Here is an 11,859-nt window from a genome sequence, read left to right on the forward strand (position 1 = left end):
TAAAAAATATTGTAACCTTTTTAGTTTTCATTTGTTATATGTATGAAAGAAGTCGAAAAGTATCGAGGAAAGGGAGTGAGAATCTGGATAAGCATTTGTTAGAAGCGTTATATCACCGTTATTATAAGGAGCTATACATTTTTGTATATTCTCTTTGTGGAAGTGAGACAGTAACCGATGATATTTTGCAGGATACATTTTTAAAAGCTCTGCTGGCATTGAAAGATTCTCACACTAATATGCGGGCATGGCTTTATATGGTAGCCCGGAATCTTTATTATAATTATTATAATAGGCAGAAGAATTTGTTTTCCATAGAAACAGAAGAAGTGGATAGAAGAAATTCAAGGGAGAAGATTATTTCTGGTGAAGGAGAAGCCTTTATTCAGAATGATATTTTGGAAGAGATATTACATAAAGAAGAAAAAAAGAGGGTGTGGGATGCTGTGAACCGCCTGAAAGGACAGAAGAAGGAAGTAATACTATTACAGTATTTTGGAGATTTTTCGCAAAAAGAGATTGCAGCAATGCTAAAAATAACTCCAGGTAATGTGAAGGTTCTTTCTTATCGTGCAAAGAAGGAATTAAAAGAATATTTAACGAAGGAGGAAGGAAGATGACATACCGCGAATTACTGGAATTATATAAGACCGGAGAATTAGAATTAGAACAGAGAAAAAAGGTAGAGAAAGATATTGAGAGGCAGGAAGCGATAAGTGATTACCTTTATGAGCAGGAAGATATTCCAGAACTTAATGATATTTTTGAGGAAAAAGCAGCCGCTGAGAAGAATAATAAGAGGAACGATGATATAGAGGATATAGATACAAAATTTATAGAGATGGTCAACCGTTCAATCAGACGTGCGTTTCGCAGAATGGGGCTGACTATTTTAGCGGCGGCATGTGTGCTGATTTTATTTGTACAATTCTGCCTTCCAACGATTGTATCATGTTTTTATTATAATCCAGCGAAGAATATAGGAGACAAAGATTACGCGATAAGTAAGATGAGTCGTGATATGGCGGTATATTCTGAAGTTTTTCTACCAGGGAAAAGGAGAGGTTCTGTGCAGGTGGAAGCAAAAGGATATGGGAATTATAATATCACAGTCAATCAGACTTCCAGTTTTACAGGTAGCCTGACAGATGTATCAGGAGAAATCACACGGGGAGAGCTAAGATACTATGATAACAATATTTTTAAAAAGCCAGCTACAAATGTTTTTGTATATGGAAGCATTGCTGGAAAGGAAGAAAATACGGTAGAAGAGAATTTAAAATATACAAGAAAATACTTTGATGTGAAAGACGATGAAGAAATCAATCTATGTGCGGCAGGATCTAAGGAAGAGTCTCTCAAAACATTACAGGAATTAGATGAAAGAAAAATGTATATAGGCTATGTTTCTTTAGATAAAATTATGTCATATGCCGACTTTAAGAAATATGTGGATAAGCAGGATTTAGCAGAAGTATGGTGTGCGGTGCAGGTAGCAGAACTGGAGAAGGAAGAAGAAGGAGTAGTAAACTTTCAGTCGAATATACCGAATATTGGATTTGTATGCAATCCTTCTTATAACACAGCAATTAAGTGGGATGAGAAAAAGTATCCAAACCTTTTACCAGGGTGTGAAACACAAGATATGGGTAATGAGGACGAATGGGATGACCCGGAAGAAAACCTTAAAAGTGAAAGCAATGCCAGACAGCATTTTGTCAGTTTACTTAACTATCTTTCCAATCAGAAGAAGTTCCTCGCTATGATGGAGAAAGATAACAGTAATTATACAACCAAAGAATTAAAAGAGATGGTATCCTACATCAAGAAGAATGGGATAAAAGTGTATGGATTTACTACAATCGCAGATAAAGAGACATTATTAAAACTCAGCAAACAAAGCGAAGTATACGAAATATACACAGAAGAAGTGAGATGACTATTTAATTCAGTAAAACGGCAGACGCCCGCGACGAGAACCAATACTCTATATTTGTGGTCTCGGAGCAAGTGTTGGATGTGAGTGCACAAGCGAACATTCAACACGCCGCGACTAAAATCACAAATATGGCTGATGGGGTTCACTGGATTCATCTGCATCTGCCTAATGAATGAAACAGCAATTCACATTTATTTCACATAATGTTCGTTGACAACTTTAGCTTTGAAAGTTTACAATAGTCCAATAGACAATAGTAACTGATTGTAAGAATTTTCAGAAAGTATTATTGTCTGTAAGTATACAGAAAGGAAGTAACAGACAGTTATGAAAGAAGTAAAGACACCGAGAAAGCCGTTTATTTTTTATTATATTATTGTGCTTCTCGTACTCATGCTGGTCAATATGTTTGTTATGCCGATGATTAGAGAGGCGAGCATTAAGAAGGTTGATTATAATGAGTTTATGAATATGACATTAAATAAACAGATTAAAAAAGTAGAGATTGATGATTCACAGATTACATTTACCGATCAGAATGGAACCGTTTATAAGACGTCCAAGATGGATGGTGACTGGGGATTAACGGAGAGATTATATCGTTCAGGAGCTGAATTTACGACACAGGTTCAGGAACAGATGTCTCCAATATTATCCTTCCTGTTATCCTGGATTATCCCAATTGTGTTGTTCTCCGCATTAGGATATTATGCGCAGAAGAAGATGATGAACAAGATGTCCGGCGGTGGTCCGAATATGATGTTTGGTATGGGTAAGAGTAATGCCAAAGTCTATGTACCGTCCGAGGAAGGTATCCGTTTTAGTGACGTAGCGGGTGAAGATGAGGCGAAGGAGAACTTAGCTGAAATCGTAGATTATCTGCATCAGCCATCAAAGTATTCAGAGATTGGTGCTTCCATGCCGAAGGGAGTTCTTTTAGTAGGCCCTCCGGGAACAGGTAAGACGATGCTTGCCAAAGCCGTAGCTGGTGAAGCGAATGTACCATTCTTTTCTATCTCTGGTTCTGAATTTGTAGAGATGTTTGTTGGTATGGGTGCTTCAAAAGTAAGAGATTTATTTAAGCAGGCGAAGGAAAAAGCTCCATGTATCGTATTTATCGACGAGATTGATGCTATTGGTAAGAAGAGAGATGGACATATCGGCGGTAATGACGAGCGAGAGCAGACTCTCAACCAGCTTCTTACAGAGATGGATGGCTTTGAAGGTAATAATGGCGTTATCATTTTAGCGGCAACAAACCGTCCAGAATCTCTTGATCCGGCATTAACCAGACCGGGACGATTTGACCGCCGTGTACCAGTAGAACTTCCAGATTTAGTAGGAAGAGAAGCCATTTTAAGAGTACACAGTAAAAAGACTCGTCTTGCTGATAATGTAGATTTGCATGCCATTGCCCGTATGGCCGCAGGCGCTTCTGGCGCAGAACTTGCTAACATTATTAATGAGGGTGCCTTAAGAGCAGTAAGGAATGGCAGAAGAATAGTAACACAGGCGGATCTTGAAGAAAGTGTAGAAGTAGTAATCGCAGGATATCAGAAGAAGAATGCTGTCCTTTCACCAAAAGAGAAGATGACAGTTGCTTACCATGAGATTGGTCATGCTTTAGTTGCTGCTAAGCAGACAAATTCTGCACCAGTACAGAAGATTACGATTATTCCACGAACTTCTGGTGCGTTAGGATACACGATGCAGGTAGAACAGCAGGATAAATATCTTATGACGAAGGAAGAAATCCAGAATAAGATTGCAACACTCACAGGTGGACGTGCAGCAGAAGAAATTGTGACAGGAACAATAAGTACAGGAGCTTCTAACGATATTGAACAGGCAACAAAGCTTGCAAGAGCGATGATTACCCGTTACGGTATGACAGACGAATTCGACATGGTTGCAATGGAAACTGTCAATAATCAGTATCTCGGTGGAGATGCTTCCCTTGCATGTTCTGCAGACACACAGAAGAAGATTGATGAGAAGGTTGTAGAAGTTGTAAAAGCCCAGCATAAGAAAGCATTAGATATCTTGAATGAAAACAAAGATAAGCTTCATGAACTGGCGAACTTCCTCTATGAGAAAGAAACGATTACTGGTGAAGAATTTATGCGGATTCTGGAATCCTAATTAAATACTATTAATTATTAACTATAAATGAGGGAATTTAAAATATTGCACAACTATGTCCGCATTATAAAGACATACTTTACTTGACTGGTCTGAATGTGTTTAGACTACAAACAAGAAGCGTCAGCTTCAGATAAATAAAAACTATATGAAAAGTCGGAATGTGCTTAGACTACAAACAAGAAGTACCTATTTTTGTGTATTTTTCTGTATTTGCTCACTTACAGTTATTAAAAATAAAAAAGAGAAATCTATCAACGACGTAATATTATTTGGGAGAAGGTATGTTTGATATACCTTTTCTTACTTTGATATATCGTATGATGGAGTTCTCTTTTTTTATCTCCATTGTAAGAAAGATTCCTAGAGCATTTTTCAAACACGCTCTAGAGTACATTAAATTTATAAAATAATAATGATTATTAATATTGAAAAAGCTTGCAAGAATAGACAGGACAAGATATAATCTTAATAGTTACAATTACTTTTAAAAATTCAAGAATGCCCCGACATTCTTGCTGCGAGATGCGTGTCATGCAATGCATGACATACTTCTTCTGCGCATCTCTGCAATCCTGCCGGAGGCTATATCAGATGGAGGATTGACTCCCCCACTGATATTGATTTGTAGCTTGCAACCTACAGAGGCGGGAGTCATCTCACATCTGATATAAATTTACACTCAGAAGAGAGATATAATTTGCGATTGATAAAATGGAGGAATACTATGCGAAAAAAAGAACGAGCAGCGATTGTAATAGAGCGTTTAAAAAAAGAATATCCAGGAGCAGACTGTACATTAGATTACAATGAGGCGTGGAAGCTTCTTGTCAGCGTGCGCCTTGCAGCACAATGTACAGATGAGCGAGTAAACATTATTGTCAAAGATCTGTTTGCAAAATACCCAGGTGTGAACGAACTTGCAGAAGCAGAGCCAGAAGATATTGAAGCGATTGTACGCCCATGTGGACTTGGAAAAAGCAAAGCAAGAGATATCAGTAAATGTATGCGTATGCTGCGGGATGAATTCGGCTCAAAGGTACCGGATAACTTCGAGGATCTCTTAAAACTTCCGGGAGTAGGAAGAAAAAGTGCAAACCTCATTATGGGGGATGTCTTTGGCAAACCTGCGATTGTAACAGACACACATTGCATCCGTCTCTGTAATCGAATCGGTCTTGTCGATAATGAGAAAAATCCGAAAAAGGTGGAGATGGCTTTGTGGAAAATTATACCGCCAGAAGAAGGAAGCGATTTTTGCCACCGTTTAGTGTATCACGGCAGAGAAGTTTGTACCGCCAGAACAACCCCTTATTGTGAAAAATGCTGTCTTGCTGACGTTTGTAAGTCTTACGCTTCTTATATGAAAGAAAAAAATCAGTGAAAAGGAATTGTCGAAACTAAAATTTTGTAGTAGAATAATTTCAACCGAGCCAGTCTTTACAAAGATTTTTACAAAGAATAAGGCTATGGATTAAGGTAAAACTGAAACTTATCACATTGGAAAAAAGGATGGACAAGATGAAAGAATTTAAACCAATCAAAGAAGGAAAAGTCCGCGAAGTATACGATAACGGGGACAGCTTAATTATCGCTGCAACAGACAGAATTTCAGCATTTGATGTAATTTTGAAAAATGAAGTGAAAGACAAAGGTGCTATTTTAACACAGATGTCCAAGTTCTGGTTCAATCTTACAGAGAATACCGTACCAAACCATATGATTTCAACAGATGTGAAAGATATGCCGGAATTTTTCCAGAACGAAAAGTATGCCGGACGCAGCATGATGTGCAAGAAGCTTGAGATGTTCCCAGTCGAATGTATCGTTCGTGGTTACATCACAGGAAGTGGCTGGGCAAGCTACCAGGAGAACGGAACCGTTTGCGGTATCAAGCTTCCAGAAGGATTACAGGAATCTGAAAAATTACCTGAACCAATTTACACTCCTTCCACAAAAGCTGATTTAGGAGACCATGACGAGAACGTATCCTATGATAAGACAGTAGAAATCCTTGAAAAGCTTTATCCAGGAAAAGGTAATTATTATGCTAATATCTTAAAAGAGTATACTATTTCTCTCTACAAGAAATGTGCAGAATACGCATGGGAAAAGGGAATCATCATCGCAGATACCAAGTTTGAATTCGGTCTTGACGAGCAGGGCAGAGTTGTGATCGGTGATGAGATGCTCACACCAGACAGCTCCCGTTTCTGGCCAAGAGAAGGATATGAAGCAGGTAAGGGACAGCCTTCCTACGATAAACAGTTTGTAAGAGATTGGTTAAAACAGAACCCAGACAGCGATTATGATCTTCCAGAAGAAGTAATCGATAAGACAGTTGCAAAATATAAAGAAGCATATGAGCAGTTAACAGGAGAACCATTTGAGGCTTAATCTATTGTAAATCTGTAAAGTATGTTTTAGCAGAGAAAGACGATACGTTTCCACGAAAGTGTGGGGGTATCGTCTTTTTTTGTATCATCTTTCGATATATTTTGACCTATAAATTAGAATCTATTATAATTTATAATAACTAGGGTTTATAATAGCTAAAGTACGTTTGAAAAATCAAAAAGTAATTTGTAGTATATTTTGTTTTCTTTTGATAGCAGTTAGAATGCTATGTTACTCTCATTTAGATGAAATATTCCATGAATTGTAACATGCATTTTGAAGAATACATAGAATACATTTTTCAAATATAATATAAAACTTTATAATTTCAGATAAAAGATAGGAATGAATAACATATATGAGAAAAAAGCAGCTTCCAAAGAGAATAGAAATTTTAAGAAAAGCCTTTGAGAATAAATGGAGTTTAGAGGCCGTGAATAAAGAATTAGAAGATAATCTTTGTGAGCGGCTGTATGCAAGAAATATATATGAAGCAGGATTGATATATGCTTTTTGCTTAGGGTTTGATTATGAAAACTGGAAACAATTGTATACCGCATATGAAGAGGAACGAAAAGATGCCAGAGACTATATACAAAGCCCCGAAAAAAATATAATTGCTACATATAAAAAAGAACAAAAAGATACGAAAGAATGTATTCAAAGTCTTGAACAAAATATGGTTACCACATATGAGAAAAAAAGAGTGCCATCTTATAGCGGAATATGGTCAGGAAAAATAACGTTAAAACAAATATATGAATATATTATGTATAATTCAAAGGAGAGCTTTCAGACAGGAACAGTGGCAGAAGAGTTAGAAGAAAAGCTATGGAAAGAGCAGGAGAATACTCTGCCAGACAAAACTTCAATAGGCTTTTTGGATAAAAAGAAGAATTTTATAGCTTTCATGAATGAGAATCAGAAACAATTCTCTGAAGTGAGAGAGAAAGCGAGATACTATTTTTGCAAATACCTGTATTTTTATATAGAGGAACGTTGTGAGAATTATTATGATAAATGCAGAACCGAAGAGACCGAAGAAAAGATTTATGGGGAGAGCCTTTTTTTAGAATATTGTATTCAAGCGGAAAAGAATGCATTAAATCAGCTTACAATGTTAAAATTACTTACTCCTTTAAAAAATGAAGCGAAAAAAGCGAAAGTGTCACTATCTTTAGAGCAAAGAAAAGAATATTTACGGAATGCAGCGTTATCATTTCGTGGCATTTTTAATGAATTTAATTATTTTTATTTTGGCTTTGTTTCACTGGGATGGGTGGAAATGTTATTTGAATTTTATGGGCCACTGAAAGATTGGAGCGAAGAGGAAAAAATAAGGATTGCCTGTTCTTTAGGCTATTGTAAGAAGAACCCATCAGATGAAGAAAAAGAGAAAGCATTTTTGCAATTAGAAAGATTAAGTAAAAAACAAGAAAATACAGAGAAACAGCTTGATGAAAAATATGCGATTGGTATGGAACGGGCAGGATATCAAAGTGGAAGAAGCGGAGAAACATATTTTAGAGATTTTATTACGGGAAGAAGAGATATCAACAGGGATACGTTGCTGGCCTTTCTGGTGTTTGTTCAAGCTGAAACAAAACTAGATCTGAAAGACAAGCTCACTATCGCAAGGATTAACAGAATTCTATATAATTGCGGGTTTGCACAACTTAGGCCAGATCGGGAATTTGATGAATTTATTCGGAAATATCTAACGGGAGAGGCGAAAGAAGAAGTTTTATATGAGGCGGCAGAGAGGGCTGCACTTAAGAGCGAAGATTTCTATTTATATAAGTTGTATCAACAGGCAAAAAGCTGCCAAAAGGAATTAGAAGGAAAGTTGATTTAGAAAAGAATTTGCGAATACATAAGGGATAAAGGAAGAAATATGGAAAAGGAAAACTGGCTTTTAGAGGAAACGCTACTTCATGAAAAATACCAGATAAAAAAAGTATTAGGACAGGGCGGATTTGGAATTACCTATCTTGCATATGATCAGACCTTGCAGCAAAATGTGGCGATAAAAGAATATTTTCCAGTAAAGATTGTGAGGAGACTTGGAAATACTTTAAGAAAAGGACAGGGAGAATATGAATTATCAGCAACAGCTATGGTTTATCCACAAAATGGTCAGGAAGAAAAATATTTAAATGGAATGCAAAACTTCCTTGAAGAAGCACAGGTGCTTTTTGGAAAGTTTGATGTAGAAGGACTGGCAGCCGTTAAAGATTATTTTGAAGAAAATGGTACGGCGTATATAGTTATGGAGTACCTTTCCGGACCGACACTTCAAGAGTATGAGAAGGAACATAAAGGAAAAATTAGTGAGAAGCAGGCTGAGATATTACTAGAACCAGTTATAAATGCACTTGCGTATATTCACAGCATTGGCATTGTACATTGTGATATCAGTCCGGATAATTTGATTTTTAATAAGGAAGGACAACTCAAATTAATTGACTTTGGAGCCGCGAAAAATAAGAAAAAAGAAAAAGAAGAACAATATTGTAAGGGAGGATATACTGCACCAGAGCAATATTTAGAGAAAGAATTCGTTGGTCCGTGGAGCGATGTATATTCTTTGTGCGCTGTCTGGTATGAAATGCTTACAGGAATAAAAGTGCCACCAGCAGTAGAACGGTTACAAAAAGACCGATTAAAAAACATGACGATGGCATCTGAAGTGTCAGAGCAAACGAACAATATTCTAAAAAAAGGGCTTTCTCTAGAAATACAAAAGCGATATTTTTCAGTGCTCAATCTTTCTAGTGATATAAAGAGTAATATGGAAAGTAAAGAAGAAATAACAAAACAGTATATGAAAGACACCCGGTTCGTTTGGGGAACGCTCTGGCTTCAGATTACAACAGATATTAATGAAAGAAATATTTCTCAGGAAAAGAAATGGATATCAAGGAGAAAAAGTTTTGGGGCAGAGAGGATTTGGAGTAACCTATCTTGCCTATGATGAGGAACTTTGCCAGGAAGTAGTACTAAAAAAGTATCGTTGGGAACATGGAAGTTTGGATAACGAAGTAATAAATAAAAGAGATTACTACAAAAAGCAAAGAAAAGCATTTTTAAATGAGGCGAGAATCTTGTCATCCCTTTTTGATATTAAAGAAGTAGTCAAAGTACTTGATTATTTTGAAGAAAGAAGAACATCATCGCCATATAAGAAAGCAACCACAGGAAAATTAACAAATGGAGATGCTATTTACTACGGTGATATTTTACAGGTAACTTATAGCACATTAACTAACTGGACAATAGACAGTCATGGAAAAGAAAAAATAACGGTTACAGGTAATGTGACATCTGCTGATATTTATATGACAGTATGGAGTGATTGGAGTGAGTGGCCTGATGATGCTGATACTGAATCAAATACAGTTAAAGTAGAAAGTAAATCACAATATCGTTATTCAGATAAAGCTACAACAACCAGTACAAATGCATCATTGCCAGGCTGGATACAGACAGGTTCTACTACATCGTATGGTGGTTGGGGTTCATGGAGTGTTTGGCAGACTAATGCTATTGGTGGAAGTGATACTCGTCAGGTTGAAACAGCAACCGTATATCCATACTATTATTTCTATTGTAAAAGCTGTGGAAGAGGTTCTAGGTACCCGTATTATGGAAGTACATGTGCATATTGTAATTCCTCAAGTTATGTAACCTTAGATACAGGAACAGTAGATTGGTTTACCAATTCATGGTCAAGTTCTACACGATGGGGAAGTACCAGTAAATATTATCAATATATATACGATTATCATGCTGGTGCCAATGCCATTTATTGGAATTGGACAGATGGAAATGCACAGACAGGATATAGATATAGGGATAGATCCAAAACAATAACCTATTCCTATTATAAGTGGAATGACTGGTCATCATGGAGCGATACAGCTTACTCTTCTAATGGTAATAGAAAGGTAGATACGAAGACAGTTTATCGTATTAAGAAAAAATATTAATATTAAAAAACTTATAAAGGTACATGTTTATGATATATAGAAAGGAAAAAGATATATGAAAAAAATATATACATTAATAAGTTGCCTTGTGCTTGCCATAATGGCATTAGGGATGAATGTAAATGCATCTACAGGAAGGACAATAATTTCAGTAGATAAAGTAGTAGCTGGAGAAGAATCTAGTGTAAGGGTTCCAGTTAAGATTATGAATAATGAAGGTTTAGTAGGTGCAACAATTACTATAGAATATGATTAGGCGCTAACTCTGCAGAGTATAGATAGTGGAGATGCATTTTCTTCACTTACTATGACAAAACCTGGAGAACTTACAGAAAAAAAGATTAATATTGTATGGGATGGAATGGAAGAGGATAGCTCAAATGGAGTAATTGCTATATTGAATTTCAGCAAACCTAAAAAAGCTGGATCTTATGATGTTAAAATATCTTATGAAGATGGCGGCATAATAGATGGAAATTTACAACCTGTTGAAGTAACTATGTATAATGGATCAATTACTGTAAAAGGATTTTCTGAAGGAGAAAAAGATAGCTGTACGGTAAATGGACATAAAGGAGGCAAAGCAACCTGCATCAAGAAAGCAGTATGCTCCGTCTGTAGAAAAGAATATGGAGAAGTAGACCCAACAAACCACGAAGGGGAAACAGAACTCCGAAATGTCAAGAAAGCAACATGTACAGAAGATGGAAATACTGGAGATACTTACTGCAAGTCTTGTGGAACAAAGATAAAAGATGGAAAGGTAATTAAAGCATTAGGTCATAAGTTTACAAAATATGTATCAGATAATAATGCGACAACTACTAAAGATGGAATCAAGACAGCAAGATGTGATAATGGATGTGGAACTAAAAATACTGTTGTGGACAAGGGAAGCAAAAAGACTAATCCATCACAGAGTCCTAAAATAAAAATTGGACAGAAATTGCAGAATTCAGTTGGAGTGAGATGTGCTATTACAGGAAAAAATACAGCAGAATGTATAGGGTATGTAGGCAAAAAGAATTCAGTAACTATTCCCCCTTCGTTAAAGTATATGGGAGTAACATATCAAATTACTTCGATTAAAACGAAAGCATTTAGTGGAAATAAAAATTTAAGAAGTATTGTTATCCCATCTAGCATAAGAACGATAGGTAGTCAGGCATTCTTTAATTGTAAAAACTTAAGGAATATTACAATAAAAACACCATATCTTTCTAAGAAAACAGTAGGCGCAAAAGCATTTAAAGGAATCCACGCCAAAGCAAAAATCAAAGTTTCAAAGAAGCAGAAGAAAGCATATCAGAAACTGTTAAAAGCCAAAGGAGCTGGAAAAAAGGTAACCATCAAGTAAAAAATATAAAAAGATAAGGAAGAAGTCAGGAATTT

General features: G+C 36.2%; 10 protein-coding genes. All 10 read left to right on the forward strand.

All coding sequences use genetic code 11. The annotated features are described in order from the left end of the window. A partial coding sequence (locus EUBHAL_RS04465; protein ID WP_005345399.1) for an RNA polymerase sigma factor occupies positions 1-620 on the forward strand: 620 nt, incomplete at its 5' end. Then, the gene (locus EUBHAL_RS04470) at positions 617-1,939 is read left to right on the forward strand and encodes an anti-sigma factor C-terminal domain-containing protein (RefSeq protein WP_005345400.1); all 1,323 of its coding nucleotides are present in this window, start codon (positions 617-619) and stop codon (positions 1,937-1,939) included. The genes EUBHAL_RS04465 and EUBHAL_RS04470, both read left to right, overlap by 4 nt. 327 nt (positions 1,940-2,266) lie before the next feature. Beyond that, positions 2,267-4,081, forward strand: a complete 1,815-nt coding sequence (gene ftsH / locus EUBHAL_RS04475) for an ATP-dependent zinc metalloprotease FtsH (RefSeq protein ID WP_005345402.1) — start codon at positions 2,267-2,269, stop codon at positions 4,079-4,081. 727 nt (positions 4,082-4,808) lie between these two features. Then, on the forward strand, positions 4,809-5,465 hold the full coding sequence (locus EUBHAL_RS04480) for an endonuclease III domain-containing protein (protein ID WP_005345412.1): 657 nt from the start codon (positions 4,809-4,811) through the stop codon (positions 5,463-5,465). A gap of 137 nt (positions 5,466-5,602) precedes the next feature. Beyond that, positions 5,603-6,478 carry a phosphoribosylaminoimidazolesuccinocarboxamide synthase gene (locus tag EUBHAL_RS04485; protein ID WP_044921987.1) on the forward strand — a complete coding sequence of 292 codons (876 nt, stop codon included), beginning with the start codon at positions 5,603-5,605 and terminating at the stop codon, positions 6,476-6,478. 358 nt (positions 6,479-6,836) lie between these two features. Next, entirely contained in the window at positions 6,837-8,333 is a 1,497-nt protein-coding gene (locus EUBHAL_RS04490) for a hypothetical protein (protein WP_005345419.1), read from the forward strand. A gap of 39 nt (positions 8,334-8,372) precedes the next feature. Then, complete coding sequence (locus EUBHAL_RS04495; protein WP_005345420.1) at positions 8,373-9,452, forward strand: serine/threonine protein kinase; 1,080 nt, start codon at positions 8,373-8,375, stop codon at positions 9,450-9,452. Then, a complete protein-coding gene (locus EUBHAL_RS04500; RefSeq protein ID WP_044921990.1) occupies positions 9,412-10,467 on the forward strand; it encodes a hypothetical protein in 1,056 nt (351 codons plus the stop codon). The genes EUBHAL_RS04495 and EUBHAL_RS04500 overlap by 41 nt, the downstream gene beginning before the upstream one ends. A gap of 55 nt (positions 10,468-10,522) precedes the next feature. After that, positions 10,523-10,723, forward strand: a complete 201-nt coding sequence (locus tag EUBHAL_RS04505; RefSeq protein WP_005345422.1) for a hypothetical protein — start codon at positions 10,523-10,525, stop codon at positions 10,721-10,723. Positions 10,724-10,774: 51 nt separating this feature from the next. Next, positions 10,775-11,824, forward strand: coding sequence for a leucine-rich repeat protein (locus EUBHAL_RS04510; protein WP_005345423.1), 1,050 nt, complete (start codon positions 10,775-10,777; stop codon positions 11,822-11,824). Positions 11,825-11,859 lie beyond the last annotated feature (35 nt).

The organism is Anaerobutyricum hallii DSM 3353 (assembly GCF_000173975.1).
Lineage (GTDB): Bacteria > Bacillota > Clostridia > Lachnospirales > Lachnospiraceae > Anaerobutyricum > Anaerobutyricum hallii.

Coding starts and splice junctions, on each gene's coding strand:
- EUBHAL_RS04480 (WP_005345412.1), top strand. CDS start 4,809: ATGCGAAAAAAAGAACGAGCAGCGATTGTAATAGAGCGTTTAAAAAAA.
- EUBHAL_RS04510 (WP_005345423.1), top strand. CDS start 10,775: ATGACAAAACCTGGAGAACTTACAGAAAAAAAGATTAATATTGTATGG.
- EUBHAL_RS04490 (WP_005345419.1), top strand. CDS start 6,837: ATGAGAAAAAAGCAGCTTCCAAAGAGAATAGAAATTTTAAGAAAAGCC.
- EUBHAL_RS04485 (WP_044921987.1), top strand. CDS start 5,603: ATGAAAGAATTTAAACCAATCAAAGAAGGAAAAGTCCGCGAAGTATAC.
- EUBHAL_RS04495 (WP_005345420.1), top strand. CDS start 8,373: ATGGAAAAGGAAAACTGGCTTTTAGAGGAAACGCTACTTCATGAAAAA.
- ftsH (WP_005345402.1), top strand. CDS start 2,267: ATGAAAGAAGTAAAGACACCGAGAAAGCCGTTTATTTTTTATTATATT.
- EUBHAL_RS04505 (WP_005345422.1), top strand. CDS start 10,523: ATGAAAAAAATATATACATTAATAAGTTGCCTTGTGCTTGCCATAATG.
- EUBHAL_RS04470 (WP_005345400.1), top strand. CDS start 617: ATGACATACCGCGAATTACTGGAATTATATAAGACCGGAGAATTAGAA.